This is a genomic window from Pseudomonas sp. A-1, from assembly GCF_004801855.1.
GTDB lineage: Bacteria > Pseudomonadota > Gammaproteobacteria > Pseudomonadales > Pseudomonadaceae > Geopseudomonas.
Genome location: NZ_SSTC01000060.1, coordinates 1 through 26,836 on the forward strand (window position 1 = coordinate 1; position 26,836 = coordinate 26,836).

Consider the following 26,836-nt stretch of genomic DNA (forward strand, 5'->3'; position numbering starts at 1 on the left):
CGCGCGCTGGTGCGCCAGGCGCGCGGCCGCCGCGAACGCTGGCCGGACCGCGCCGCGGCCCGGGCGGGCCTGCATGGCCGGGGGATCTTCCGCGGCTGGAGCGACGCGGCGCTGCACGCCTACGTCGAGCACGCGCTGCGCAGCGTCGAGGGCGGGGTTGAGCTCAAGTGCCGGCCGAGCCGCGAGGCGGAGATCTTCGCCTCCTACCCGCGCGGCATGTGGCGCGCGCTGGCCAGGGTGAGCACGCCGACCCTGGTGCTGCAGGGTGCGGATACCTACCCCTTCGTCGCCCAGGGCGTGGCGCGCTGGTGCGCGCTCAACCACCGGGTCAGCGCGCAGCGGGTGGCCGGCGGCCACTGCTTCATGCAGGAGGATGCGCAGGAGACAGCGCAGCGGGTGCGCGCCTTCCTGCTGGCGAGCGCCGACTGAGCGGCGGACTCAGCGCTGGCGGCGGCGCCAGTCGTCGAGGTTGACCACCCGTTCGGCGTCGTGGTCGTCGTCGGTCGCCGGCTCGCGGAAGGGATGCGGCGCCAGCTCGATCTGCGCCGGGGTGCGGCCGAGCAGCAGCAGTCGTCCCGGGTGGCGCTGCTCGCCGGTGACGGTGAACTCGAAGGCGTACTCGCGGGCCAGGCGCAGGCGGCCGCTGCGGTCGCGCAGCAGGCGCAGGCGGCGGAACGCCACGTTGTCGTCGAGCAGCAGCACGTCCTCGCGCAGGCAGGCCTGGCGCACCAGGCGCAGGGCGTGCTCGTGCACGCCGTGGGCGTGCCACAGCCAGGCACAGACGCCGCCCACCAGCAGCAGCACCGCCAGTTCGCCGAGCGTCAGCATGCGCGCCTCCGGGCGGACTGCGGGCGAAGCGGGTGGCGGTGCGGCATGGACGACCCTCAGTCGTGGTTCATCAGCGCCTTGTAGCGCTCTTCCAGCTCGCGGCGGATCGCGCGGCGCTGTTCGGCCTGGGCGAAGCGGCGCTTCTGCTCGGCGGTCTGCGGGTTGAGCGGCGGCACCGGCACGGTCTTGCCGTGGCCGTCGACCGCCACCATGGTGAAGAAGCAGCTGTTGGTGTGGCGCACCGTCTGGTTGCGGATGTCCTCGGTGACCACCTTGATGCCGATTTCCATCGAGGTGCTGCCGGTGTAGTTGACCGAGGCGAGGAAGGTGACCAGCTCACCGACGTGGATCGGCTGGCGGAAGATCACCTGGTCCACCGACAGGGTCACCACGTAGCGACCGGCGTAGCGGCTGGCGCAGGCATAGGCGACTTCGTCGAGGTATTTGAGCAGCGTGCCGCCGTGCACGTTGCCGGAGAAGTTGGCCTTGTCCGGAGTCATCAGGACGGTCATGGTCAGCTGCGAATTGCCGGATTGCATGGGTGTTCCAGGCTCTATTACGGGTGAAGAGGACGCTACTTTAGTCGAATGCACCCCTTCTGTGTGGAGCAATTTCGCCCTGCGCCGAAACCCGCCGAACCCGCACGCGGCGCGGCTTTGCGCAGCTCCGAGCGGTCGCGCGGCGATCCGCCGGTCATCGTGCCGCGACCTGCGGCGAAATGTCGCGTTCGACGCATTTTGCCAGGCGCGAGGGGCGACCATGGTCGACGATCGCCCCGACTGACGGCAAGGACATTTTCCGGCGGCGCAACAATCCTGCACCGACGCCTCAGGCGTGGCCCAGGTACCAGCGCCAGTCCTGCTCGCCGACCTCGCCCATGAACTGGCGATACTCCTCCTGCTTGATCGCCAGGTAGACGCGGTGGAAGTCCTCGCCGAGCGCCTCGCGCGCCCAGGCCGAGCGCTCCAGGCTGCGCAGGGCGGTCAGCCAGTCGGTGGGCAGGGTCTCGCGCGCCTGCTGGTAGCCGTTGCCCTCGATCGGCGCGCCGGGGTCGAGCCCTTCGCGCAGGCCGCGGTGGATGCCGGCCAGCAGCAGCGCGACGGCCAGATACGGGTTGGCGTCGGCGCCGCAGATGCGGTGCTCGACGTGGCGGCTGGCCGCCGGCCCGCCCGGCACGCGCAGCGACACGGTGCGGTTGTTCACCCCCCAGCTCCTGGCCAGCGGCGCGTAGCTGTTGGCCTGGAAGCGGCGGAACGAGTTGGCGTTGGGGCAGAACACCGCCAGGCCGTCCTCGAGAGTGTCCAGCAGGCCGCCGATGGCCTGGCGCAGCAGCGGCGTTCCCGTCGGATCCTCGCTGGCGAACAGGTTGTTGCCGCCTTCGTCGGCCAGGCTGACGTGCATGTGCAGGCCGCTGCCGGCCAGCTCGCCGAACGGCTTGGCCATGAAGCAGGCCTGATAGCCGTGCTTGTGGGCCACGCCCCTGACCAGGCGCTTGTAGCGCACCGCCTCGTCCATCGCCTGCAGGGCGTCCGCGCGGTGCTCGAGGGTGATCTCCACCTGCCCCGGGGCGTACTCGGAGATCGCCGTGCGCGCCGGCAGGCCCTGGGCGGCGCAGGCGGCGTAGAGGTCGTCGAGGAACGGCGCCAGCTGCTCCAGCTCCAGCACACCGTAGACCTGCGGCGCCTGCGGGCGCAAACCGTTGGCCTGGCGCGCCGGCTGCGGGCGGCCGGCGGCGTCGCGGGCCTGGTCGAGCAGGTAGAACTCCAGCTCGGCGGCCATCACCGGCTGGTAGCCGTCGGCCTGGAGCCGGGCGATCTGCCGCGCCAGCACGTGGCGCGGGTCGGCGACGCTGGCCGGGCGGCCCTGCTCGGGGTGCATGGACACCTGCACCTGGGCGGTCGGCTGGGCGCGCCAGGTCTGCAGCTTGAGGCTGCCGGGCAGCGGCCAGGCCCAGCAGTCGGCGTCGGCGACCTCCCAGACCAGGCCGGTGGCGTCGACATCCTCGCCGCGGATGGTCAGGCCGAGGATGCTGCTCGGCAGCGGCCGGCCGTTCTGGTAGATGGCGCGCAGCTCCTCGCGGCGCAGCAGCTTGCCGCGCGGCACGCCGCAGGGGTCGATGATGAACAGCTCGATGGCGTTGACGTCGGGATGGGCGGCGAGGAAGGCGTCGGCTTCCGCGAGTTCGGCGAAGCGCATGGGGGAATCCTTGTATGGCGGCGGTGCGTAGGGTGCGCCGTGCGCACCCGGGGCGTGGCGGTGCGCGCGGCGCACCCTACGGGCGGCCATGGGCCGCGCCGGAGGTCAGCCGCGCCCGGGCGCGATGCCGGAAGGATACAGGGCCACGGCTCAGGACTCCCGCGCGCCAGGGATGGCCAGCAGCTCGCTCAGCCCCTCGTCGAGGGTGGCGAGCAGCCGGTCGACGTCGCCGGCGGTGGTCTCCGGGCAGCACAGGGTCATGTTGTGGAACGGCGTGATCAGGATGCCGCGGTTGATCAGGTACAGGTGCAGGGCCATCTGCAGGCTGTCGTGGAACGCCGCCTCGGCCTCGGCGCCGGTCTGCGGCGGCGCGGCGCAGAACTGGAACTCGCAGCGCGCGCCCAGCCCGGTCACCGACCAGGGCAGCCGGTGCCGTTCGATCAGCCCACGGAAGCCCTCGGCCAGGCGCGCCGCCAGCCAGAGCATGTGCTCGTAGGCCGCCGGGGTCATCACCTGCTCCAGGTTGGCGCGCATGCAGTGCATGGCCAGGGCGTTGGCCGACAGGGTGGTGCCCATGCCGCTGTGGCCGTGGCCGTGGCTCAGCTCGCTGGCGTGCTGGCGGGCCAGCTGCATCGCCCGGGCCATCTCCGCGCTGCAGCCGTACACCGAGCAGGGCACCCCGCCGGCCACCGGCTTGCCGAGGGTGAGGAAGTCCGGCTCGAGGCTCCAGGCGCGGGTGCAGCCGCCGGGACCGGTGGAGATGGTGTGGGTCTCGTCGACGATCAGCAGGGTGCCGGCCTGGCGGGTCAGCTCGCGCAGGCGCGCCATGAAACCCGGCTGCGGCAGCACCATGCCGATGTTGGTCAGCGCCGGCTCGCACAGCACCGCGGCGACGTCGCCGGGGGCCAGCGCCGCTTCCAGCGCGGCGAGATCGTTGAACGGCACCACGCGGCTATGCTGGGTCAGGTTGCGCGCCTGGCCGATCAGCCCCGGACGGTGCACGGTGTGGCCGCCCTTGGCGCGCACCATGGCCTCGTCGACGGTGCCGTGATAGCAGCCGTCGAACACCAGGATCACCTTGCGCCCGGTGATCGCCCGCGCCCAGCGCAGCACGAAGCGGTTGGCGTCGGTGGCGGTGGTCGCCACCTGCCAGTAGGGCAGGCCGAAGCGCTCGGCGAGCAGCTCGCCGCAGACCACCGCATCCTCGCCGGGCAGCATGGTGGTCAGGCCGTTGCCGGCCTGCTCGGCCAGCGCCGCGGCGACCGGCGCCGGCGAGTGGCCGAACATGCTGCCGGTGTCGCCCAGGCAGAAGTCGAGGTACTCGTGGCCGTCGACGTCGAAGAAGCGCGCGCCGCGGGCGCGCTCGACGAACAGCGGCACCGGCGTCGACCAGTCGCTCATCCAGTGCATCGGCACGCCGCCGAACAGCGAGTGGCGCGCACGCGCGGCGAGCGCCACGGATTGGGGATTGCGCTCGAGGAAGCGCTGGCGCTCGCGGGCGCTGAGGGCTTCCACCGCGTGTTCGGCGATTCCGCTGGAATTCATCTTGAACACCTCGTTGCTTATTTCGCACATGGTTGGCGGGCCGGTCGGGAAAAGTCAATGCGGGGCAAAAACGTGCGACAACGCGCGTCGGCCACCACCGCAATACCCATCGGCCAACTATACTTGCCCCCCGTGGCGCCCGCCGCGCCGTTCCTCCCCCTGCTTGCGAAGTCCTCCGCCATGCGCCCGAAATTCCGCACCCTCATTCTCGGTCTGCTGCTCTCATTCACCGGCCTCGCCCAGCCCCTGCTCGCCGCCGAGCCGGGCCGGGCGGTACGCGACCCGGCCCGCCTGGAGCTGGCCTCCAGCAGCGCCATGGTGGTCGACCTGAGCACCGACCAGGTCCTGTTCGCCAGCCACCCGGATGCGGTGGTACCGATCGCCTCGATCAGCAAGCTGATGACCGCCATCGTCACCCTGGATGCCCGCCAGCCCCTCGACGAGGTGATTCCGGTGGCCATCCACGACACCCGCGAGCTGCGCGGCGTGTACTCGCGGGTGCGGGTCAACAGCCGGATCAGCCGCAAGGAGATGCTGCGCCTGGCGCTGATGTCCTCGGAGAACCGTGCCGCCGCGGCCCTGGCGCACAACTACCCGGGCGGCCACGCGCGCTTCGTCGCGGCGATGAACGCCAAGGCCCGGGCGCTGGGCATGAGCCGCACCCATTTTGTCGAGCCCACCGGCCTGTCCGAGCGCAACGTCTCCACCGCCCGCGACCTGGTACGCCTGCTCAAGGCCGCGCGGCAGTACGCGCTGATCCGCGAGCTGAGCACCACCCCCAACCGCGACGCGCACTTCCAGAAGCCGAACTACGCGCAGAGCTTCTTCAACACCAACCCGCTGGTGCGCAACCCGGCCTGGAACATCGAGGTGACCAAGACCGGCTTCATCAACGAGGCCGGCCACTGCCTGGCGATGCTCGCCCACGTGGGGCAGCGTCCGGTGGCCATGGTGCTGCTCGGTACCTTCGGCAAGCGCTCCCACATCGGCGACGCCAGCCGCGTGCGCCAGTGGCTGGAGACCGGCAAGAGCACGCCGGTCCCGGCGGCGGCGCGCTCCTACAAGCAGCAGCGCATCCAGCAGCTGCGCCTGGCCGGGCAGAGCTAGAGGTCGGCCTCCTCGACCAGCCGCACGCCCTCGGCGTCGAGGGCGTAGGCGGCGTCGGCCAGCTGGTTGCCGACCTTCTCGATGCGCAGGGTGCCGCTGACCCACAGCGGCGCGTAGATGTCGTCCAGCGCCATCCCCTCGGGGTAGCGCACCAGCACGATCTGGTTCGGCGGCGGCGGCGGCACGTGGATGCAGGCGCCGGGATAGGGCACCAGGAAAAAGGTGTGGAAGCGGCCGTCGGCATCGCTCTCCAGCGGCACCGGATAACCGCCGAGGCGCACCTGGCGGCCGTCGAAGGCCGCCACGGTGCGGGTCGAATACATCACCGCCGGCAGATCGGCCTGCTGCCTGAGGCCGCCCTGGCCGTAGAACGGGCTGTCGCCCTCGGCGCCCTGGTGGTCGATTTCCGGCATCGCCTCCAGCGCCGCCAGGTCCTCGGGCGGCATCAGCTCCAGCCAGTCGGTTTCCGGCGGCTCGGCGGCGTGGCTCAGGGTGGCGATCAGGGTCAGGCAGAGGGCGGACAGCAGGCGCATGCGGGTCTCGCGGCGCCGCACGGGCGCCTCAGGATTTCTTCAGATAGCCGAACACTACCAGCAAGATGACCGCGCCCACCACCGCGCCGACGAAGCCGGCCGCCTGGCCGGCGCGGTAGATGCCCAGCGCCTGGCCGCCGTAGGTGGCGATGACCGAGCCACCGATGCCGAGCAGGATGGTCATGACCCAGCCCATCGGCTGGTGCCCGGGCTTGAGAAAGCGCGCGACCACACCGACCAGCAGGCCGATGAGGATGGTGCCGAGGATGCCCATGGCAGAGTCTCCCGCAGAGGTGAAGTTGCCTTCAGCCTAGCCTGCGGGAGCGCTCGTTGCCGGATCGTGGAAGGCCTCAGCCCTCGATCAGCGCCTCGACGTCCCTGATGCGCGCCTCGAGGGTCGCGCGATCGGCACAGCGCAGGGTGGCGTGGCCGACCTTGCGCCCGGCCTTGAAGGCCTTGCCGTAGTGGTGCAGGTGGCAGTCGGCGACGGCCACCACCTTGTCCACCGGCGGCACTTCGCCGATGAAGTTGAGCATGGCGCTCTCGCCGACCTTGGCGGTCGAGCCCAGCGGCAGGCCGGCGACGGCGCGCAGGTGGTTCTCGAACTGGCTGCACTCGGCGCCTTCGATGGTCCAGTGCCCGGAGTTGTGCACGCGCGGGGCGATCTCGTTGGCCTTGAGGCCGCCGTCGACCTCGAAGAACTCGAAGGCCAGCACGCCGACGTAGTCGAGCTTCTCCAGCACGCGGCCGACGTAGTCCTCGGCCAGCGCCTGCAGCGGGTGCGCGCTGCTGGCCACCGACAGGCGCAGGATGCCGTCGACGTGGGTGTTGTGCACCAGCGGGTAGAAGCGCGTCTCGCCGTCGCGGCCGCGCACCGCCACCAGCGATACCTCGCCGGTGAAGGGCACGAAGCCCTCGAGGATGCACGGCACGCTGCCCAGCTCGGCGAAGGCGCCGGCGACGTCGGCCGGCGAACGCAGGACCTTCTGGCCCTTGCCGTCGTAGCCCAGGGTACGGGTCTTGAGCACCGCCGGCAGGCCGATGGCGACCGCCGCGGCGTCGAGGTCGGCCTGCGACTGGATGTCGGCGAACTCCGGGGTGGGGATGCCGAGGTCCTTGAACATCGACTTCTCGAACCAGCGGTCGCGGGCGATGCGCAGGGATTCGGCGCTCGGGTACACCGGCACGAAGTGGGCGAGGAAGGCCACCGTCTCGGCCGGCACGCTCTCGAACTCGAAGGTCACCAGGTCGACCTCGTCGGCGAGGCGGCGCAGGTGATCCTTGTCGTCGTAGTCGGCGCGCAGGTGCTCGCCGAGGGCGGCGGCGCAGGTGTCCGGCGCCGGATCGAGGAAGGCAAAGTTCATCCCCAGCGGGGTACCCGCCAGAGCCAGCATGCGGCCCAGCTGGCCGCCACCGATTACGCCGATCTTCATGGGTGCTTGCCTCAGATTTCGCGGGGGTCCGAGTTTTCCAGTACCGACTCGGTCTGCTGGGTGCGGAAGGCCTTGAGCGCCTCGTGGAACTGCGGGTGCTTGCCGCCGAGGATGCTGGCGGCGAGCAGCGCGGCGTTGATCGCGCCGGCCTTGCCGATGGCCAGGGTGGCGACCGGGATGCCGCCGGGCATCTGCACGATGGACAGCAGCGAGTCGACGCCGGACAGCATCGACGACTGCACCGGCACGCCGAGCACCGGCAGGTGGGTCTTGGCCGCGCACATGCCCGGCAGGTGGGCGGCACCGCCGGCGCCGGCGATGATCACTTCCAGGCCGCGGCCTTCGGCTTGTTCGGCATACTGGAACAGCAGATCCGGGGTGCGGTGGGCGGACACCACCTTGACCTCGTGGGGGATGCCCAGCTTGTCCAGCATGTCGACGGTGTGGCTGAGGGTGCTCCAGTCGGATTTGGAGCCCATGATCACGCCTACCAGTGCGCTCATCGTCGTGCCTCTAGTTCTGCGCCAGCCTGGCGCGACAAAAACCAACAAGCCACGCCGGGCAACCGCGCGTGGCTTGTCTGCGAATGACAAATGCGGGCCGGACAGCGTGCTCGGCCAAAGAAAGCTGCGGAGTATATCGCAAAGGTTCTGTTGACGGGCAGACCCGCCTATCATCGAACGGGGGCGGCCGGCGGGGCCGCTCCCGAGGAGCCGGCCATGCATGCCATCGCCTTCATCCAGGACCTCGCCGTGCTGATGCTGGCGGCCGGGCTGGTGACGGTACTCTTCCACCGCCTCAGGCAGCCGGTGGTGCTCGGCTACATAGTCGCGGGCTTCCTGATCGGCCCGCACACCCCGCCGTTCGCCCTGATCAGCGACGAACGGAGCATCCGCATCCTCGCCGAGCTGGGGGTGATCTTCCTGATGTTCGGCCTCGGCCTCGAGTTCAGCCTGCGCAAGCTGCTGCGCGTCGGCCCCACCGCCATCCTCGCCGCCTTCTTCGAGATCGTGCTGATGGTCTGGCTCGGCTACCAGATCGGCCGGCTGTTCGCCTGGAGCGCGATGGATGCGCTGTTCCTCGGCGCGATCCTGGCGATCTCCTCGACCACCATCATCGTCAAGGCCCTGGGCGACCTGAAGATGAAGCACGAGCGCTTCGCCCAGTTGATCTTCGGCGTGCTGATCGTCGAGGACATCCTCGGCATCGCCATCGTCGCCCTGCTCTCCGGCATCGCCGCCAGCGGCAGCGTGGCCGCCGGCGAAGTGTTCGCCACCCTCGCCAAGCTGCTGCTGTTCATCCTGGTGTCGCTGCTGGTCGGCCTGCTGCTGGTGCCGCGCGTCCTCGCCTACGTGGCGCGCTTCGGCAGCGACGAGACCCTGCTGGTCGCCGTGCTCGGCCTGTGCTTCGGCTTCTGCCTGCTGGTCACCAAGCTCGGCTACAGCCTGGTACTCGGCGCCTTCCTGATCGGCGCGGTCATGGCCGAGTCGCGCCAGCTGGCGCAGATCGAGCGACTGGTCGAGCCGGTGCGCTACCTGTTCAGCGCGATCTTCTTCGTCGCCATCGGCCTGCTGATCGACCCGGCGGTCCTGCGCGAGCATGCCTGGCCGATCGCCGTGATCAGCCTCGCCGTGGTGCTCGGCAAGATCCTCAGCTGCAGCATCGGCGCCTTCGTCACCGGCAACGACGGACGCACCTCGCTGCGCGTCGGCATGGGCCTGTCGCAGATCGGCGAGTTCTCCTTCATCATCGCCGCCCTCGGCGTGCAGCTCGGCGTCACCAGCGACTTCCTCTATCCGGTGGCGGTGGCGGTGTCGGCGATCACCACCCTGACCACGCCCTACCTGATCCGCGCCGCCGACCCGCTGGCCCAGCGCCTCGCCAGGGCCATGCCGCCCGGCGTGGCGCGGGTGTTCGGGGCCTACGGCATCTGGCTGCGCAACCTGCGCCTGCCCGGCCAGCACGCCCTGCTGGCCAGCCTGATCCGCCGCAGCGTGCTGCACGCGGTGATCAACCTGGCGCTGGTGGCGGCGATCTTCCTCGGCGCCGGCTACTTCGCCGAGCCCATCGGCGCCTGGCTCGGCCGCCAGCAGCTGCCGCTGCCCCTGCACAAGGCGCTGATCTGGGGCGCCGCCCTGCTGCTCTCGCTGCCGCTGCTGATCGCCGCCTACCACCGCCTCAAGGCCCTGTCGCTGCTGCTCGCCGAGCTGGGCACGCGCGGCAGCCGCTCCCGCCGGGTGCGCCGGGTGCTCTCCGAGCTGATCCCGCTGCTGACCCTAGGCAGCTTCCTGCCGCTGCTCGCCACCCTCAGCTCGAGCATCCTGCCGCCGACCGAGTGGCTGCTGATCATCGGCCTGCTCGCCGTGACCCTGCTCGCCCTGCTGTGGCGCTGGTTCGTGCGCCTGCATGCACGCCTGCATGCCGCCCTGCAGGAAGCCCTCGACCAGCACGAGCCGCCCGAGCCCTGAGGCGCCCGCCGCGGCCCCGCGGCCTCACCAGTGCGAACGCATGCCGATCGGCACGCGCAGCGGTTCGCGGCGCCCTTCGGCGAGGCCGCACATCTCGTCGTAGGGCGACTGGTGCACCAGGTGGAAGGGCAGCAGCGGCACCTCCTGCAGCAGGTCGCGGGCGTGCTCCACCGAACGCAGGTGGCAGACGCGACCCTGCTCGTCGACCAGGCTGTGCGGGCGGCCATCCATCTGCGCCTCCAGCACGTAGATGCCGCCTTCCAGGGAGATCAGGTCGAGGCTGTCGATGCGCCCGGCCAGGGCGTGGGTGGACAGGTCGTGCAGGTTCATGGCGCTCACCTCGCATCTAATTTGTACAAGAAAAACCGCAGGTACAGTATTTGTACAAAATGGTAGCACGGCAAGCCCGGGCCGCGACCACCCGTCAGGGCGGCCGCGCCGGCAGCCCCTGCGCTCAGCGCCGCCACAGCTGCACCCGCAGCAGGCGGGTCGGTGCCGCGGCCTCGAACAGCAGCAGGCCGCCAGCGTCGGTGGGCGCAGCGACGCCCCCGGTTGCGAGCGTAGCGGCGTCCGCTGCGGCATCTGCTGCTGCGCTCGCTGCTGCGCCCGCTGCTGCGCTCGCACCGAACAACAGCCCCTCGCCGGCGGCCAGGGCGAACGGCCGGGCGTCGGCCAGCCAGCCGTCGAGGCGGCCGGCGGCGCAGTAGAACAGCTCCAGTTCGGCTTCGCGGCGCAGAAACTGGCGGCCGTGCAGGGTCAGCACCTGCAGGCGGTGGCGCCAGCGCGCGCGGCGGGTCATCACGTTGAAATCGCCGACCGGACCGGCGAGCAGCGCGACGCTCACCGCCTGCTCGCCGGCGAACTGCAGCGGCGCGCAATCCTTGCCCAGCTCCACGGGCGCGCCACCGGCGAAGTCCAGGCGCAGGCCGGCGCCCTCCAGCACCAGCAGGCTGCGGTCGACGCCGGCAAAGGCCGAGAACGGCCCGCCGCTGGCCACCTGCGCGCAGCTGATGCGCCAGTCGAAGTCGTCGAGGCCGGCGCCGGGCGGCGCCACGGCCAGCTCGCGGGTTTCGCCGCCGCCGTTCTTCCACGGCCGGCGCGGCGCGGCGGCCAGGCTGATCTTGCGCATGCTGCGGTGCTCCTCTGTGCGGGCGGGCCCCATCGGCCGGCGACAAATGTATATACATAAATGCCGGAGCCGCAAGCACCGCCACCGCGCACCGCCGCCCGCCCGCCTCTTTCCGCCACCCGCCGTCCCGCCGACCCAGAAGCCAGCCTGCGCCTGCAACCACTACGACACCGGCCTTGGCGCGACTTTCCCGCCGCGCACGGCAGCCCCTGGCCGGACCAACGGCAGTCGCAGCTGTTGACGACCTGCGTCCTCGCTCATATTGTATATACAAACAACGCCAACCGAAGGTCATCCGTCCCATGTCCGCATCCTCCACCCCCCGCCTGCTGTGGCGCGACGTCAGCGTCTTCGACGGCCTGCAGGAGCTGCCCGAGCCGATGGCCGTGCTGGTCGAGGACGGCCGCGTCGCCCTGCTCTGCCCGATGGCGCAGCTGGACGAGGCGCGCGTCGCCGGCGCCACTCTCGCCGGGCGCGGCGGGCTGCTGACCCCCGGGCTGGTCGACTGCCACACCCACCTGGTGTACGCCGGCAACCGCGCCGGCGAGTTCGAGCAGCGCCTGGAAGGCGCCAGCTACGCGGAGATCGCCCGCGCCGGCGGCGGCATCCTCGGCACCGTGCGCGCCACCCGCGAAGCCTGCGAGGACGAGCTGTTCGCCCTGGCCCGCCCGCGGCTGGAAGCGCTGCTCGCCGACGGCGTGACCACGGTGGAGATCAAGTCCGGCTACGGCCTGTCGGTGGCCGACGAGCTGAAGCTGCTGCGCGTCGCCCGCCGCCTCGGCGCGGAACTGCCGGTGCGGGTGCTCACCACCCTGCTCGGCGCCCACGCCCTGCCGGCGGAGTACGCCGGCAACGCCGACGCCTACATCGACCTGGTGTGCGAGGAGATGATCCCGGCGGCCGCCGCCGAGAATCTCGCCGATGCGGTGGACGTGTTCTGCGAGTCCATCGCCTTCAGCCCGGCGCAGTGCGAACGGGTGTTCGCCGCCGCCGCGCGCCACGGTCTGCCGGTCAAGGCGCACGCCGAGCAGCTGTCCAACCAGGGCGCCAGCGCGCTGGTGGCCAGCCACGGCGGCCTGTCGGCCGACCATATCGAATACCTCGACGAGGCCGGCGTCGCCGCCATGGCCGAGGCCGGCACCGTCGCCACCCTGCTGCCCGGCGCCTTCCTGGTGCTCGGCGAGACCCAGCGCCCGCCGATCGAGCTGCTGCGCCGCTACGGCGTGCCGATGGCGGTGGCCAGCGACGCCAACCCCGGCACCTCGCCGCTGTTCCTGCCCACCCTGCTGCTCAACCTGGCCTGCAGCCTGTTCCGCCTGACCCCGCGCGAGGCGCTGGCCGGCCTGACCGCCCAGGGCGCACGCGCCCTCGGCCAGCCGCAGCTCGGCCGCATCGCCGAGGGGCTACCCGCCGACCTGTGCCTGTGGGACGTCGCGCGCGCCGCCGAGCTGGCCTACGCGGTGCAGGCCGGGCGCCTGCGCCAGCGCATCTTCAATGGAGCCATTACGAATGAACGTTGATCGCCTGAACCTGGACGCCTGGAGCGGCCGCGTCGACCCCGAGGCCGACAGCCCGCGCTGGCACCAGCGCATCCAGCCGCTGTGCGAGAGCCAGCAGCCGGGCCTGGCCCTGCTCGGCTTCGCCTGCGACGAGGGCGTGCGCCGCAACCAGGGCCGCGTCGGCGCCGCCGCCGCGCCGGCAGCGATCCGCAAGCTGCTCGCCAACCTGGCCTGGCACCGCCAGGGCCCGGCATTCGACGCCGGCGACGTGTGCTGCCTGGACGGCGATCTCGACGCCGCCCAGCAGCGCCTCGGCGCCAGCGTCGCCGAACTGCTCGACGCCGGCCACCTGCCGGTGGTGCTCGGCGGCGGCCACGAGGTGGCCTACGGCAGCTGGCAGGGCATCGCCGCACACCTGAGCACCAAACTCGGCCGCGCGCCGCGCCTGGCCATCGTCAACTTCGACGCCCACTTCGACCTGCGCGACCCGGCCCATATCCACTCCTCCGGCACGCCCTTCGCGCAGATCGCCGAAGCCTGCGCCGCGCGCGGCTGGCCGTTCCGCTACGCCTGCCTCGGCGTCAGCCGCGCCGCCAACACCCGCGCGCTGTTCCAGCGTGCCAGCGAGCTGGGCGTGCTGGTACGCGAGGACTTCGAGATCCGCGAAAGCACCCTGGAAAGCATCGGCGCCGAGCTGGACGCCTTCATCGCCGATGCCGACGCGGTGTACCTGACCGTCGACCTCGACGTGCTGCCGGCCTGGGAAGGCCCCGGCGTCAGCGCGCCGGCCGCCCACGGCGTCTCCATCGCCCTGCTCGAACCGCTGATCGAGCGCCTGCAGGCCAGCGGCAAGCTGCTGCTCGCCGAGCTGGCCGAACTCAACCCCGAACACGACCAGGACCACCGCACCGCCCGCGTGGCGGCGCGCCTGGTCCACCGGCTGTCCCTGCACGGCTGAACCCAACCCCACGCCCCAACAACAACAAGCGAAAGAGGAACCCCGATGAGCACCGTCGATCCCCGCCACGACCCGAGCCGCAAGATCGCCGCCCCGACCGGCAGCACCCTGCGCTGCAAGAGCTGGCTGACCGAAGCGCCGCTGCGCATGCTGATGAACAACCTGCACCCGGACGTGGCGGAAAAACCCGAGGATCTGGTGGTCTACGGCGGCATCGGCCGCGCCGCGCGCAACTGGCAGTGCTACGACAAGATCGTCGAGGTGCTCGAGCGCCTGGAGGACAACCAGACCCTGCTGATCCAGTCCGGCAAGCCGGTCGGCGTGTTCGAGACCCACAAGGACGCCCCGCGCGTGCTGCTGGCCAACTCCAACCTGGTGCCGCACTGGGCCACCTGGGAGCACTTCAACGAGCTGGACCGCAAGGGCCTGGCCATGTACGGCCAGATGACCGCCGGCAGCTGGATCTACATCGGCAGCCAGGGCATCGTCCAGGGCACCTACGAGACCTTCGTCGAGGCCGGCCGCCAGCACTACCACGGCGACCTGACCGGGCGCTGGGTCCTCACCGCCGGCCTGGGCGGCATGGGCGGCGCCCAGCCGCTGGCCGCCAGCCTGGCCGGCGCCTGCTCGCTGAACATCGAATGCCAGCAGTCGCGCATCGACTTCCGCCTGCGCACCCGCTACGTCGACGAGCAGGCCACCGACCTCGACGACGCCCTGGCGCGCATCGACCGCTACACCAGCGCCGGCAAGGCGGTGTCCATCGCCCTGTGCGGCAACGCCGCCGAGATCCTCCCCGAGCTGGTGCGCCGCGGCGTGCGCCCGGACCTGGTCACCGACCAGACCAGCGCCCACGACCCGCTGCACGGCTACCTGCCGCTGGGCATGAGCTGGGACGAGTACGTGGCGCGCGGCAAGGTCGAGCCGGAAGCGGTGGCCAAGGCCGCCAAGCGCTCGATGGCCGTGCACGTGCAGGCCATGCTCGACTTCCAGAAGATGGGCGTGCCGACCTTCGACTACGGCAACAACATCCGCCAGATGGCCCTGGAGGAGGGCGTGAAGAACGCCTTCGACTTCCCCGGCTTCGTCCCGGCCTACATCCGCCCGCTGTTCTGCCAGGGCATCGGCCCGTTCCGCTGGGTGGCGCTGTCCGGCGATCCGGAGGACATCTACAAGACCGACGCCAAGGTCAAGGAACTGATCCCCGACAACCCGCACCTGCACCGCTGGCTGGACATGGCCCGCGAGCGCATCAGCTTCCAGGGCCTGCCGGCGCGCATCTGCTGGGTCGGCCTGAAGGACCGCGCGCGCCTCGCCCAGGCGTTCAACGAGATGGTCGCCAACGGCGAGCTGAAGGCGCCGATCGTCATCGGCCGCGACCACCTGGATTCGGGCTCGGTGGCCAGCCCCAACCGCGAGACCGAGGCCATGCTCGACGGCTCCGACGCCGTGTCCGACTGGCCGCTGCTCAACGCCCTGCTGAATACCGCCGGCGGCGCCACCTGGGTGTCGCTGCACCACGGCGGTGGCGTGGGCATGGGTTATTCGCAACACTCCGGGGTGGTGATCGTCGCCGACGGCACTCCGGACGCCCACGCCCGCCTCGGCCGCGTGCTGCGCAACGACCCGGGCACCGGGGTGATGCGCCACGCCGACGCCGGCTACCAGATCGCCATCGACTGCGCCCGCGAGCAGGGTCTCGACCTGCCGATGATCAATCCGGCGATGCCCAATCCGGTGAAGGGAGCCTGACCCATGACCACCACTCTGCACCTCGTCCCCGGCCAGCTGACCCTGGCCCAGCTGCGCGCCGCCTACCAGCAGCCGCTGCGCGTGACCCTCGACAGCTCCTGCCACGCCGCCATCGACGCCAGCGTGGCCTGCGTCGAGAGCATCATCGCCGAGGGCCGCACCGCCTACGGCATCAACACCGGCTTCGGCCTGCTGGCCTCGACCCGCATCGCCCCGGCCGACCTGGAGAAGCTGCAGCGCTCGCTGGTGCTGTCGCACGCCGCCGGCGTCGGCGAGCCGCTGGACGACGCCATGGTGCGCCTGATCATGCTGCTCAAGGTCAACAGCCTGGCGCGCGGCTTCTCCGGCATCCGCCGCAAGGTGATCGACGCGCTGCTCGCCCTGATCAACGCCGAGGTCTATCCGCATATCCCGCTCAAGGGCTCGGTGGGCGCCTCCGGCGACCTCGCCCCGCTGGCGCACATGTCGCTGGTGCTGCTCGGCGAGAGCCGCGCGCGCTACCAGGGCCAGTGGATCGACGGCCGCGAGGCGCTGGCGGTGGCCGGCCTCGAGCCGCTGACCCTGGCCGCCAAGGAGGGCCTCGCCCTGCTCAACGGCACCCAGGCCTCCACCGCCTACGCCCTGCGCGGCCTGTTCGAGGGCGAGGATCTGTTCGCCGCCGCCACCGTGTGCGGCGGCCTCAGCGTCGAGGCCATGCTCGGCTCGCGCGCCCCCTTCGATGCGCGCATCCACGCCGCCCGCGGCCAGCGCGGGCAGATCGACGTGGCCAGCGCCTACCGCGACCTGCTCGGCGCCAGCAGCGAGATCGCCCGCTCCCACGAGAAATGCGACAAGGTCCAGGACCCCTACTCGCTGCGCTGCCAGCCGCAGGTGATGGGCGCCTGCCTGACCCAACTGCGCCAGGCCGCCGAAGTGCTGCAGATCGAGGCCAACGCCGTGTCGGACAACCCGCTGGTGTTCGCCGCCGAGGGCGACGTGATCTCCGGCGGCAACTTCCACGCCGAGCCGGTGGCCATGGCCGCCGACAACCTGGCGCTGGCCATCGCCGAGATCGGCTCGCTGTCCGAGCGGCGCATCTCGCTGATGATGGACATGCACATGTCGCAGCTGCCGCCGTTCCTGGTGGCCAACGGCGGGGTCAACTCCGGCTTCATGATCGCCCAGGTCACCGCCGCGGCGCTGGCCAGCGACAACAAGGCCCTGGCCCACCCGCACAGCGTCGACAGCCTGCCGACCTCGGCCAACCAGGAGGACCACGTGTCCATGGCGCCGAACGCCGGCAAGCGCCTGTGGGCGATGGCCGACAACGTGCGCGGCATCCTCGCCATCGAATGGCTGGGCGCCTGCCAGGGCCTCGATTTCCGCACCGGCCTGAAGACCTCGCCGAAGCTGGAACAGGCGCGCAGCCTGCTGCGCGACCGGGTGCCCTACTACCAGGAAGACCGCTTCTTCGCCCCGGACATCGAGGCGGCCAGCGCGCTGCTCGCCGCGCGCGGCCTCAACGCGCTGATGCCGGCCGGGTTGCTGCCCTCCCTGGGCTGACCGCCACCTGCGTACCCGTGGCCGGGGCCCTGCGCCCCGGCCCTGGGGCCGCTCGTGCTTGTTTTTCCCCGACAACAACAACTAGCGAGTGGAAAACCCAATGAATGCAATAGTTCTGGCCGTAGTGGTGATGGTCGTCCTCGCCATGCTGCGGGTCTCCGTGGTGTTCGCCCTGATCATCGCCGCGGTGGTCGGCGGCCTGGTTGCCGGCATGCCGATGGACAGGATCGTCGCCGCCTTCGGCGACGGCCTCGGTGGCGGCGCCCCGGTGGCGCTGGCCTACGCCGCCCTCGGCGCCTTCGCCGTGGCGCTGTCGCGCACCGGCATCGCCCAGCGCCTGTCGGCGCGCGTGGTCGCCCATCTGGGCCACGGCGAGCAGGCCAGCGGCAACCTGGTGCTGATCAAGTGGGGCATCCTCGCCGCGCTGATCGTCGCCGGCGCCCTGGCCGAGACGCTGATCCCGGTGCACATCGCCTTCATCCCGCTGCTGGTGCCGCCGCTGCTGTACGTGATGAACCGCATGCATCTCGACCGCCGCCTGGTGGCCTGCGCCATCACCTTCGCCATCACCACCCTGTACATGGCGGTGCCGGTGGGCTTCGGCGCGATCTTCCTCAACGACATCCTGATCGCCAACATCAACCAGGCCGGCGCCGCCCAGGGCTTCAGCGTCACCCGCGACATCGCCCCGCAGGCCATGCTGCTGCCGGCGCTGGGCATGGTCGCCGGCCTGGCCATCGCCGCCTTCAGCTACCGCCGCAAGCGCAGCTACCAGAGCGTGGTGGCCAGCGGCGAGCCGGCGGATGAGGCCGGCGGCAGCCTGAGCCGCCGCCAGGTGGGGATGATCGGCCTGGCCCTGCTGCTGGCGCTGGTGGTGCAGCTATGGACCGACTCGATGATCTTTGGCGGCCTGGTCGGCTTCGCGGTGATCTCGCTGAGCGGGGTGATCGCCTGGCGCGAGCAGGACGACGTGGTGGTCCAGGGCATGCGCCTGATGGCCCAGGTCGGCTTCATCATGATCGCCGCCGCCGGCTTCGCCGCGGTGATGAAGGCCACCGGCGGCATCCCGCAGATGGTCGAGGACTCGGTGCAGCTGATCGGCGACAACCGCGCCATGGCCGCGCTGGTCATGCTGCTGGTGGGGCTGTTCATCACCATGGGCATCGGCTCGTCGTTCTCCACCGTGCCGATCATCACCGCCATCTACGTGCCGCTGGCGCTGGGCTTCGGCTTCTCGCCGCTGGCCATCGTCGCCCTGGTCGGCACCGCCGCGGCGCTGGGCGATGCCGGCTCGCCGGCCTCCGACTCGACCCTCGGCCCGACCGCCGGCCTCAACGCCGACGGCCAGCACGACCACATCTGGGACACCGTGGTGCCGACCTTCCTGCACTTCAACCTGCCGCTGCTGGCCTTCGGCTGGGTGGCGGCGATGGTGCTGTAACCCCGGTGCGCACGGCGCACCCTACGACCGCGCCAACCGTAGGGTGCGCCACGCGCACCATGAACCCGCGGCCAGCCTTGGGTATCATCACCGCCAGCCGCGAACACCAAGGAACCCGCCGTGACCAGCACACCGCGCTACAAGCAGATCGAGGACTTCCTGCTCGAGCGGATCGACAGCGGCGCCTACCCGGCGCACCACCAGATCCCCCCGGAGGAGCAGCTGGCCCGCGACTTCGGCGTCAGCCGGATGACCGCCAACAAGGCGATCCGCGACCTGGTGCAGAAGGGCTACCTGGTGCGCCAGGCCGGCCTCGGCACCTTCGTTACCGACCGCAAGGCCGAATCCTCGCTGCAGGAAGTGCTCAACATCGCCGCCGAGGTGCGCGGCCGCGGCCACCGCTATTCCAACGACGTGCTGCGCTGCGAGGCCATCGCCGCCGACGACGAGGTGGCCCTGCGCCTGGGCGTGCGCCTGGGCAGCCAGGTGTTCCACACCATCCTCGTGCACCGCGAGGACGAACTGCCGATCCAGCTCGAGGAACGCTTCGTCAACCCGCGCTGGGTGCCCGACTACCTGACCACCGACTTCGCCCAGCACACCCCCAACGAGGTGCTGGTCGCCGCCTGCCCGATTTCCGACGTCGAGCACGTGGTCGAGGCGGTGCTGGTCGACCAGGCCACCGCCGCCGCGCTGGGCATCGACAGCGCCGCGCCCTGCCTCTCGGTGATCCGCCGCACCTGGTCGGGGGAGAACCTGATCAGCTACGCGCGGCTGATCCATCCGGGGGATCGCTATAAGTTGCGGTCGTCGATGCGGGGGTTGGGGGGGTAGGGAGCGGCCTCACTTGCCACCTGTGGGAAAGCCCATATGGGACCTGGGAAGTGCACTCATAGTTTTATCGGCTCCCCATAATGTCTCGGCTCCGAATGCAGGACCTCTACATCAACTACCGCCCTGACTCTTGAAAAAACCTCTCGCACCTTGGTACGCAATCCGCTATAAGCACCAACTTCCCCGGCATTGAAGCCTGTGAGACTGACACCATTGGCCTTGCCTATGTAGATGGCCCTCGCATTGTGGAACTCCTGAGAAATCACGATGCCTGAAGCCTGGCCAAAGACATGCCTGAATCTCACTACCGAGTCCAGGGTTCTGCCCCCGGCATAGTCACAGTAGATATCCGCTATCGGCACCCCCTGCTCCACCAGGCTCTGCCGCATATCCTCCGGCTCGTTGTAGTCATGATGCCGATTGTCTCCAGAAACCACGATCCTGGAGCATTTGCCTGCCGCATACACCTGCTTGGCCGCCTCGATCCTGAACTTGTAGAACAGGTTCTCGCCACCACTCTTCAGATATTTTGAAGTTCCAAGCACCAGGCACGCTTTTTCCGTGGGAAGCTCGTCCACAACATTGCCGGAAAAATCCTGATATCGGATCACCTTCAGATTCGCATAGGCGAAAAAAGCCACCAGCAGCGAAACAGAAACAAGCAATAATTTCTTGAATGACATTCCTGTCGAACCTCTTCCTGATGTATATAACGAAGCAAATAGGGTAACCAACGGCGCGATTTTTTCTACCGATCCCAGCGGCGGGCAATCGCTGCGCGAGTTACCCGCCCTGCCGGACCGGGCCGGCATCGCTCCCGGCGCCGGCAAGAGCCCCCGCCCCCTCCTCCAGCACCTTCCACAACCGCCTCACCGCCGGCTTGTGCAGCAGCGCGCAGCGGTACAGGCGGATCTCCAGCGGCACCTGCCACTGCTCGCCGCCGCACACCGCCAGCTCGCCGCGCGCCAGCTCGTGCTCCACCGACAGGCGCGGCACCCAGGCCACGCCGAGGCCCTGCAGGGCCATGCTCTTCAGGCTGTCGGCCATCGCCGTCTCGTACACGGTGGTCGAGCGCAGGCCGCGCTGGCGCAGCAGCAGGTTGACCGAGCGGCCGAGGAAGGCGCCGGCGGTGTAGGCCAGCAGCGGCACGCTCTGCCCGCCGTCGAGGTCGAACAGCGGGCGGCCGGCCTCGTCCACCGCGCACACCGGCAGCATGGCGGTGGCGCCCAGGTGCAGCGAGGGGAACAGCTCGGGGTCGAGCTGCAGCGAGGCTTCCGGGTCGTAGTAGGCGAGGATCAGGTCGCAGGTGCCGTCGCGCAGGGCGTGCATCGCCTCGCCGACGTTGGTGGCGACCAGGCGGCTCTTGATCGTCAGGCCGGCGCGGCGCAGGCCGGCGATCCAGGTCGGGAAGAAGCCGAGGGTCAGCGAGTGGGCGGCGGCGAACTGCAGCATGTCGCCCTGCTCGCCCTCCAGGTCGTGCAGGTGGCGCACCGCCTCGCCGAGCTGGCCGACCACGTTGCGCGCGGTGACCAGGAACAGCTGGCCGGCCTCGGTCAGCTCCACCGGGGTGCGCGCGCGGTTGACCAGGGTCAGGCCGAGGGCTTCCTCCAGGGCGCGGATGCGCCGGCTGAACGCCGGCTGGGTGACGAAGCGCTTGAGCGCCGCCTGGGAGAAGCTGCGGGTGGCGGCCAGGGCGACGAAGTCTTCCAGCCACTTGGTTTCCAGGTTCATCGCGCCTCCGTCGGCCGCAGTCGGATCGCCGGCGTCAAGCCGCCGTTACAGCTTCATTATGCTGATTCGGCATGACCCAGCAAGCAACAGCATTGGCCGCCGATCCGCCACAGCCCCTAACCTATGGGCGTCGCGGTGCTCACCGCCATCCTTCGGAACCTCACGCCATCATGTCCGCTGCTGCATCCTTCCGTATCGAAAAAGACCTGCTCGGCACCCTCGAAGTCCCCGCCGATGCCTACTACGGCATCCAGACCCTGCGCGCGGTGCAGAACTTCCGCCTGTCCGGGGTGCCGCTGTCGCACTACCCGAAGCTGGTGATCGCGCTGGCGATGGTCAAGCAGGCGGCGGCCGATGCCAACCACCAGCTGGGGCACCTCGACGGCGACAAGCATGCAGCGATCAGCAAGGCCTGCGCGCAACTGATCCGCGGCGAGCACCACGACCAGTTCGTGATCGACGTGATCCAGGGCGGCGCCGGCACCTCGACCAACATGAACGCCAACGAGGTGATCGCCAACCTGGCGCTGGAGGTCATGGGCCGGGCGAAGGGCGACTACAAGGCGCTGCACCCGAACAACGACGTGAACATGGCGCAGTCGACCAACGACGCCTACCCGACCGCCATCCGCCTCGGCCTGCTGCTCGGCCACAACACCCTGCTGGCCAGCCTGGACAGCCTGATCCAGGCCTTCGCCGCCAAGGGCGAGGAGTTCGCCGGGATCATCAAGATGGGCCGCACCCAGCTGCAGGACGCCGTGCCGATGACCCTCGGCCAGGAGTTCCGCGGCTTCGCCACCACCCTCGGCGAGGACCTCGACCGCCTCAAGCGCCTGGTCCCGGAGATGCTCACCGAGGTCAACCTCGGCGGCACCGCCATCGGCACCGGCATCAACGCCGACCCGCGCTACCAGAAGCTGGCGGTCACCCGTCTCGCCGCGATCAGCGGCCAGCCGCTGGTGGCGGCCGCCGACCTGATCGAGGCCAGCTCGGACATGGGCGCCTTCGTGCTGCTGTCGGCCATGCTCAAGCGCACCGCAGTCAAGCTGTCGAAGATCTGCAACGACCTGCGCCTGCTGTCCAGCGGCCCGCGCACCGGCATCAACGAGATCAACCTGCCGCCGCGCCAGCCGGGCAGCTCGATCATGCCGGGCAAGGTCAACCCGGTGATCCCCGAGGCGGTCAACCAGGTGGCCTTCGAGGTGATCGGCAACGACCTGGCGGTGACCCTCGCCGCCGAAGCCGGCCAGCTGCAGCTCAACGTCATGGAGCCGCTGATCGCCTACAAGATGTTCGACTCGATGCGCCTGCTGCAGCGCGCCATGGACATGCTGCGCGAGCACTGCATCGTCGGCATCACCGCCAACGCCGCGCACTGCCAGCACCTGGTCGAGCACAGCATCGGCCTGGTCACCGCGCTCAACCCGTACATCGGCTACGAGAACGCCACGCGCATCGCCAAGCTGGCGCTGGACAGCGGCCGCGGCGTGCTGGAGCTGGTGCGCGAGGAGGGTCTGCTCGACGAGGAGATGCTGGCCGACATCCTGCGCCCGGAGAACATGATCGCCCCGCGGCTGGTGCCGCTGAAGGGCTGATCGCCACCCGGTTCCAGGCGCCGCCGGTGTCCTTTTTGTCGGCACAACAGAACGCGCCGGCGGCGCCTGACATCCTTGCGGCGCGCGATGCGCGCCACCCGACAACCGGCATGGTGAGGTCCCATCCCGGTGTCCTTGGGACGCTCATGGCTCGTCCCTTTTTTCTTCCCTCCACCCCCGGAGCCTTTCCGGGGGCTTTTTTTCACAGCACGCGCGCGCCGGCCGCCGCTCACTCGATCTCGAACAGGCCGTCGCGGATATGCGCGCCGGCCAGGCGCTCGCGGATGTCGCCGTCGATGCGCGGGTCGTCCGGGCTGTACAGCATCACCTGGCGGTAGGCGGCGACGCGGTTGATCTCGCTGCCGAGGTAGTCCCACACCACCCGGGTGCAGGCCGGGGTGCGGCGGTCGCCGCTGGAGACGCCGGTCTTCAGGCCGTTGAGGCGGCTGATGCGGCTCTTGAAGCTGGGGATGAGGATGGTCTGGCTCATCTCGTTGCCGGTCAGCGACTCGTAGTCGATGAGGAACAGGCGGTCCTGCAGGTAGAAGGCGGCGCCCAGGTAGCGACAGCGCACCCAGTCCTCGGCGCTGCCGCCGGCGGCGCGCTCCTGGCGTTCCTGGCGTTCGAACAGGAAGTTGCCGCGCTCCTCGCGCAGGTGCACCAGCGACAGCAGGATCTGCCCGGGCACCGACATGCAGTTGGCGTATTCGAAGTAGTAACCGCAGTAGCGCGCCAGGCTGGTGGCGTGCTCGCGCAACGGCTGCAGCAGCTCGAGCAGGGGATCCTGCACGGACTGCGCAGGGCCGTCGGTACGCGCGCCGATCAGGCGGGCGAACTGGTCGGCCGGCAGGCCCAGCTCGTATTCCTCGACACCGAAGAAGTCGCAGATGCGCTTGAGGTTGTAGGGGGTCGGGCGGCTCTGCCCGCCGAGGTACTTGTTGAACTGGGCGCGGTTGAGGCCCAGCTTGCGGCAGACCTCGGCGATGGAACGGTAGTGGCTGCAGAGCAGCTTGAGGTTGTGGCCGAGGTGTTCGGACATGGCGCTGCTCCCATGGTGCGACTGACGCAAATATAGCATCAGGTCGCGCCAACTCGCCGCTACCCGCGAAATTGTCTGACCAGCGGAGTTGGCCAACCATAGCCCCTTCGCGGCGGGCAACGGCAACACCCGGCAACACACTGACTAGAACAACAAGAGAGGCACCCCCCATGCTCGATCTCCTCAACGACCTGCTCTGGAGCAAGGTCCTCATCGTCACCCTGGTCGGCCTCGGCCTGTTCTTCACCCTGCGTTCGTCGGTGGTGCAGCTGCGCTACTTCGGCGACATGTTCAAGATCTTCGCCAGCGCCACCAAGCGCAAGGAAGGCCAGCTCAGCTCGTTCCAGGCGCTGATGCTGTCGGTCGCCGGCCGCGTCGGCGCCGGCAACATCGCCGGCGTGGCGGTGGCCATCATGCTCGGCGGCCCGGGCGCGGTGTTCTGGATGTGGGTGGTGGCGCTGCTCGGCATGGCCACCAGCTACTTCGAGTGCTCGCTGGCCCAGCTGTACAAGCGCCGCAACGCCGACGGCACCTACCGCGGCGGCCCGGCCTACTACATCCTCCACGGCCTCGGCCAGCGCTGGATGGCGGTGCTGTTCTCGGTGCTGCTGCTGGTGACCTTCGGCTTCGGCTTCAACGCCCTGCAGTCCTTCACCGTGGCCAGCTCGCTGCAGGACGCCTTCGGCGTGCCGACCATCGCCAGCGGCGTGGTGCTCGCCGCGATCATGGCGCTGATCGTCTTCGGCGGCATCAAGCGCATCGCCAGCATGGCCGACGTGCTGGTGCCGATCATGGCGGTGTCCTACATCGGCATGGCGCTGTTCGTGGTCGGCAGCAACATCAGCGAAGTGCCGGCCACCCTGGCGCTGATCGTCAAGAGCGCCTTCGGCCTCGAGGAAGCCTTCGCCGGCAGCGTCGGCGCGGCGATCCTGATGGGCGTCAAGCGCGGCCTGTTCTCCAACGAGGCGGGCCTCGGTAGCGCGCCCAACGTCGCCGCGGTGGCCGACGTGCCGCACCCGGCCGCCCAGGGCATCGTGCAGTCGCTCAGCGTGTTCATCGACACCATCCTGGTGTGCACCAGCACCGCGCTGATCATCCTGCTCTCCGGCGTCTACCAGCCGGGCACCGAGATGGCCGGCGTGGTGCTGACCCAGACCGCCCTGGCCGCCCTGGTCGGCGAGTGGGGCCGCATCTTCGTCAGCCTGGCGCTGCTGCTGTTCGTGTTCACCACCCTGGTCTACAACTACTACCTCGGCGAGAACGCCCTCGGCTTCTTCAGCCAGAAGCCGGCGCTGGTCAAGGTCTACCGCGCCCTGGTGATCGCCCTGGTGCTGTGGGGCTCGGTGCAGGACCTGTCCACCGTGTTCGCCTTCGCCGACGTGACCATGGGCCTGCTGGCGCTGGTCAACCTGGTGGCCCTGGCCCTGCTGTACAAGACCGTGCTGCGCCTGATGCGCGACTACGACCAGCAGATCGACGACGGCATCGAGCAGCCGCAGCTCGACCGCAGCCAATTCGCCGACCTCGACCTCGACCCGGCCGCCTGGCCGCAGGCCGGCGAAGCCGCCAAGGCCGCCGCGGCCAGCCCGGCCAAGGGCGGCGCCGCCAGCCGCGCCTGAGTGCTGCGGCCGGCGGAGTCCTCCGCCGGCCGTACCCCCTGCAGGCGCCGTCGGTGCCTTTGTCGGCCTCGACCGGCGGCGCCTGCACCCCTCCCCCGCAGCCCGGAGAATCCACCATGTCCGACACCCTGGGCCGGCTGCTGCTGCTCGCCCTCCTGCTGGTGCCCGGCGTCACCCGCGCCGCGCTGCCCGCCGACTACCGCGTGCACCTGCTGACCGAGAACTTCCCGCCGTTCAACATGGCCGCCGACGGCCGCAACTTCGCCCGCGACGACCAGGTGCAGGGCCTCAGCGCCGCGCTGGTGCGCGAACTGTTCGCCCGCGCCGGCATCGCCTACAGCCTGACCCTGCGCTTCCCCTGGGACCGCGTCTACCGCCACACCCTGGAAAATCCCGGCAGCGGGCTGTTCTCCACCGCCCGCCTGCCCGAGCGCGAGGCGCAGTTCAAGTGGGTCGGGCCGATCGCCGAGTACCACAGCGTGCTGGTCGCCGCGCCCGGCCGCGAGTTCGCCCTCAGCGACCTCGAGCAGGCGCGCGCCTACCGCATCGGCGCCTACAAGAGCGCCGCGGTCAGCCAGCTGCTGGAGCGCCGCGGCATCGCCGCCAGCGCCGCGCTGAACGACCAGGACAACATCGGCAAGCTGCAGCGCGGGCAGATCGACCTGTGGGCCACCTCGGCGCCGGTGTGGCAGCACCACGCCCGCCAAGCCGGCGCCAGCGGCCTGCACGAGGTGCTGCGCTTCAAGACCGATCCGCTGTACCTGGCCCTGCACAGGGACACCCCCGACGAGGTGGTGCAGCGCCTGCAGCGCGCCCTCGACCAGATGCGCAGCGAAGGCTGGAGCGCCTGCACCCGGCAGCCGCAGCTGTGCCAGTAGACCCGGGCCGGGACGGCCGCGGCCAATGGCTAGCTGCCACCCAGCCGCTCCGGCTGCGACAATGCCGGCCTTTTTCGTTGACGTGCGTCCAGGAGCCCGAGCCATGAACGCCCCCCACAAGCTGCTGGTGCTGTACACCGGCGGCACCATCGGCATGCAGACGAGCGCGGACGGCCTGGTGCCGGCCGACGGCTTCGAGGCGCGCCTGCGCGCCGAGCAGGCCGCCCACCCCGAGCGCCCGGCGCCGGCCTGGGTGTTCCGCGAACTCTCGCCGCCGATCGACAGCGCCAACATGAGCCAGGACCACTGGCTGGCGATGCGCGACGCCATCGTCGGCGCGGTGACGGAGGACGGCTGCGACGCCGTGCTGCTGCTGCACGGCACCGACACCCTGGCCTACAGCGCCGCGGCGCTGTCATTCCTGCTGCTCAGCCTCGGGGTTCCGGTGGTGCTCACCGGCTCGATGCAGCCGGCCGGAGTGCCCGGCAGCGACGCCTGGGACAACCTGTTCGGCGCCCTCGCCGTGCTGGCCGAGGGCGTCGCCCCCGGCGTGCACCTGTACTTCCACGGCCGCCTGCTGCACGGCGCGCGCGCCAGCAAGGTGCGCAGCGAGGCATTCGACGCCTTCGCCGAAGTCGCCCGCCCGCGCCACGGCGAGGCGGCGCTCGAGCTGCCGGCCGCCCTGCGCTGGCGCCAGCCGCGCCGCCCG

The 26,836-nt window shown here is 70.3% G+C and carries 26 protein-coding genes; 13 read left to right on the plus strand and 13 right to left on the minus strand.

Annotated elements, in window-relative coordinates:
* Positions 1 to 429: alpha/beta fold hydrolase (locus E5198_RS21580; protein ID WP_168772532.1), on the plus strand; the 429-nt coding region annotated here is incomplete at its 5' end.
* Between the two features lie 9 nt (positions 430 to 438).
* Here E5198_RS21580 and E5198_RS14100 read toward each other — a convergent pair.
* The 4 genes from E5198_RS14100 to E5198_RS14115 form a co-directional block, all read right to left on the minus strand.
* Positions 439 to 828 (minus strand): DUF3301 domain-containing protein, encoded by a 390-nt coding sequence (locus tag E5198_RS14100; RefSeq protein WP_136490632.1) that lies wholly within the window; start codon positions 826 to 828, stop codon positions 439 to 441.
* A 56-nt stretch (positions 829 to 884) separates the two neighbouring features.
* Positions 885 to 1,367: an acyl-CoA thioesterase gene (locus E5198_RS14105; RefSeq protein ID WP_136490633.1), complete on the minus strand. Its 483-nt coding sequence runs from the start codon at positions 1,365 to 1,367 to the stop codon at positions 885 to 887.
* Between the two features lie 289 nt (positions 1,368 to 1,656).
* Entirely contained in the window at positions 1,657 to 3,024 is a 1,368-nt protein-coding gene (locus tag E5198_RS14110; protein WP_136490634.1) for a glutamine synthetase family protein, read from the minus strand.
* Between the two features lie 150 nt (positions 3,025 to 3,174).
* On the minus strand, positions 3,175 to 4,569 hold the full coding sequence (locus E5198_RS14115) for an aspartate aminotransferase family protein (protein ID WP_136490635.1): 1,395 nt from the start codon (positions 4,567 to 4,569) through the stop codon (positions 3,175 to 3,177).
* A gap of 180 nt (positions 4,570 to 4,749) precedes the next feature.
* Between E5198_RS14115 and pbpG the strand changes: the two genes are divergently transcribed.
* Positions 4,750 to 5,676 (plus strand): D-alanyl-D-alanine endopeptidase, encoded by a 927-nt coding sequence (gene pbpG / locus E5198_RS14120; protein WP_136490636.1) that lies wholly within the window; start codon positions 4,750 to 4,752, stop codon positions 5,674 to 5,676.
* Here the strand turns inward: pbpG and E5198_RS14125 are convergent.
* The 4 genes from E5198_RS14125 to purE form a co-directional block, all read right to left on the minus strand.
* Positions 5,673 to 6,209 carry a DUF3299 domain-containing protein gene (locus tag E5198_RS14125; protein ID WP_136490637.1) on the minus strand — a complete coding sequence of 179 codons (537 nt, stop codon included), beginning with the start codon at positions 6,207 to 6,209 and terminating at the stop codon, positions 5,673 to 5,675. The genes pbpG and E5198_RS14125 overlap by 4 nt on opposite strands.
* Before the next feature lie 28 nt (positions 6,210 to 6,237).
* Complete coding sequence (locus tag E5198_RS14130; protein WP_136490638.1) at positions 6,238 to 6,483, minus strand: GlsB/YeaQ/YmgE family stress response membrane protein; 246 nt, start codon at positions 6,481 to 6,483, stop codon at positions 6,238 to 6,240.
* A 76-nt stretch (positions 6,484 to 6,559) separates the two neighbouring features.
* A complete protein-coding gene (locus E5198_RS14135) occupies positions 6,560 to 7,642 on the minus strand; it encodes a 5-(carboxyamino)imidazole ribonucleotide synthase (RefSeq protein ID WP_136490639.1) in 1,083 nt (360 codons plus the stop codon).
* An 11-nt stretch (positions 7,643 to 7,653) separates the two neighbouring features.
* A complete protein-coding gene (gene purE, locus E5198_RS14140; protein ID WP_136490640.1) occupies positions 7,654 to 8,145 on the minus strand; it encodes a 5-(carboxyamino)imidazole ribonucleotide mutase in 492 nt (163 codons plus the stop codon).
* 216 nt (positions 8,146 to 8,361) lie between these two features.
* Here purE and E5198_RS14145 point away from each other — a divergent pair, with 216 nt between their 5' ends.
* A complete protein-coding gene (locus E5198_RS14145; RefSeq protein ID WP_136490641.1) occupies positions 8,362 to 10,110 on the plus strand; it encodes a cation:proton antiporter in 1,749 nt (582 codons plus the stop codon).
* A gap of 24 nt (positions 10,111 to 10,134) precedes the next feature.
* Here E5198_RS14145 and E5198_RS14150 read toward each other — a convergent pair whose 3' ends face one another.
* Together E5198_RS14150 and E5198_RS14155 are read right to left on the minus strand one after the other, a co-directional pair.
* The gene (locus tag E5198_RS14150) at positions 10,135 to 10,440 is read right to left on the minus strand and encodes a DUF6482 family protein (protein ID WP_136490642.1); all 306 of its coding nucleotides are present in this window, start codon (positions 10,438 to 10,440) and stop codon (positions 10,135 to 10,137) included.
* A 124-nt stretch (positions 10,441 to 10,564) separates the two neighbouring features.
* Complete coding sequence (locus E5198_RS14155; RefSeq protein WP_168772533.1) at positions 10,565 to 11,239, minus strand: HutD family protein; 675 nt, start codon at positions 11,237 to 11,239, stop codon at positions 10,565 to 10,567.
* Between the two features lie 302 nt (positions 11,240 to 11,541).
* Here E5198_RS14155 and hutI point away from each other — a divergent pair, with 302 nt between their 5' ends.
* From hutI to hutC, 6 genes are all read left to right on the plus strand, one after another.
* Positions 11,542 to 12,759 carry an imidazolonepropionase gene (gene hutI, locus E5198_RS14160; protein ID WP_136490644.1) on the plus strand — a complete coding sequence of 406 codons (1,218 nt, stop codon included), beginning with the start codon at positions 11,542 to 11,544 and terminating at the stop codon, positions 12,757 to 12,759.
* Positions 12,749 to 13,696 (plus strand): formimidoylglutamase, encoded by a 948-nt coding sequence (gene hutG, locus E5198_RS14165; protein WP_136490645.1) that lies wholly within the window; start codon positions 12,749 to 12,751, stop codon positions 13,694 to 13,696. The genes hutI and hutG overlap by 11 nt, the downstream gene beginning before the upstream one ends.
* A 45-nt stretch (positions 13,697 to 13,741) precedes the next feature.
* Positions 13,742 to 15,448 (plus strand): urocanate hydratase, encoded by a 1,707-nt coding sequence (gene hutU / locus E5198_RS14170; protein ID WP_136490646.1) that lies wholly within the window; start codon positions 13,742 to 13,744, stop codon positions 15,446 to 15,448.
* Positions 15,449 to 15,451: 3 nt separating this feature from the next.
* Positions 15,452 to 16,990 carry a histidine ammonia-lyase gene (gene hutH / locus E5198_RS14175; protein WP_136490647.1) on the plus strand — a complete coding sequence of 513 codons (1,539 nt, stop codon included), beginning with the start codon at positions 15,452 to 15,454 and terminating at the stop codon, positions 16,988 to 16,990.
* A gap of 100 nt (positions 16,991 to 17,090) precedes the next feature.
* Positions 17,091 to 18,431 (plus strand): Na+/H+ antiporter family protein, encoded by a 1,341-nt coding sequence (locus E5198_RS14180; protein ID WP_136490648.1) that lies wholly within the window; start codon positions 17,091 to 17,093, stop codon positions 18,429 to 18,431.
* A gap of 120 nt (positions 18,432 to 18,551) precedes the next feature.
* The gene (gene hutC / locus E5198_RS14185; RefSeq protein ID WP_136490649.1) at positions 18,552 to 19,265 is read left to right on the plus strand and encodes a histidine utilization repressor; all 714 of its coding nucleotides are present in this window, start codon (positions 18,552 to 18,554) and stop codon (positions 19,263 to 19,265) included.
* Positions 19,266 to 19,321: 56 nt separating this feature from the next.
* Here hutC and E5198_RS14190 read toward each other — a convergent pair whose 3' ends face one another.
* Both E5198_RS14190 and E5198_RS14195 read right to left on the minus strand, forming a co-directional pair.
* Positions 19,322 to 19,948, minus strand: a complete 627-nt coding sequence (locus E5198_RS14190; protein WP_168772534.1) for a vancomycin high temperature exclusion protein — start codon at positions 19,946 to 19,948, stop codon at positions 19,322 to 19,324.
* A 100-nt stretch (positions 19,949 to 20,048) separates the two neighbouring features.
* Complete coding sequence (locus E5198_RS14195) at positions 20,049 to 20,996, minus strand: LysR substrate-binding domain-containing protein (protein ID WP_136490651.1); 948 nt, start codon at positions 20,994 to 20,996, stop codon at positions 20,049 to 20,051.
* 170 nt (positions 20,997 to 21,166) lie between these two features.
* On the opposite strand from E5198_RS14195, the gene E5198_RS14200 reads away from it, so the two are divergent.
* The gene (locus tag E5198_RS14200) at positions 21,167 to 22,591 is read left to right on the plus strand and encodes an aspartate ammonia-lyase (protein WP_136490652.1); all 1,425 of its coding nucleotides are present in this window, start codon (positions 21,167 to 21,169) and stop codon (positions 22,589 to 22,591) included.
* A gap of 229 nt (positions 22,592 to 22,820) precedes the next feature.
* Here the strand turns inward: E5198_RS14200 and E5198_RS14205 are convergent, their stop codons facing one another.
* Positions 22,821 to 23,630, minus strand: coding sequence for a helix-turn-helix transcriptional regulator (locus E5198_RS14205; RefSeq protein WP_136490653.1), 810 nt, complete (start codon positions 23,628 to 23,630; stop codon positions 22,821 to 22,823).
* 170 nt (positions 23,631 to 23,800) lie between these two features.
* Here E5198_RS14205 and E5198_RS14210 point away from each other — a divergent pair, with 170 nt between their 5' ends.
* The 3 genes from E5198_RS14210 to E5198_RS14220 all read left to right on the plus strand — a co-directional run.
* The gene (locus E5198_RS14210) at positions 23,801 to 25,249 is read left to right on the plus strand and encodes a sodium:alanine symporter family protein (protein ID WP_136490654.1); all 1,449 of its coding nucleotides are present in this window, start codon (positions 23,801 to 23,803) and stop codon (positions 25,247 to 25,249) included.
* A gap of 116 nt (positions 25,250 to 25,365) precedes the next feature.
* Positions 25,366 to 26,127 carry an ABC transporter substrate-binding protein gene (locus E5198_RS14215; protein ID WP_136490655.1) on the plus strand — a complete coding sequence of 254 codons (762 nt, stop codon included), beginning with the start codon at positions 25,366 to 25,368 and terminating at the stop codon, positions 26,125 to 26,127.
* 103 nt (positions 26,128 to 26,230) lie between these two features.
* Positions 26,231 to 26,836: asparaginase domain-containing protein (locus E5198_RS14220; protein WP_178084077.1), on the plus strand; the 606-nt coding region annotated here is incomplete at its 3' end.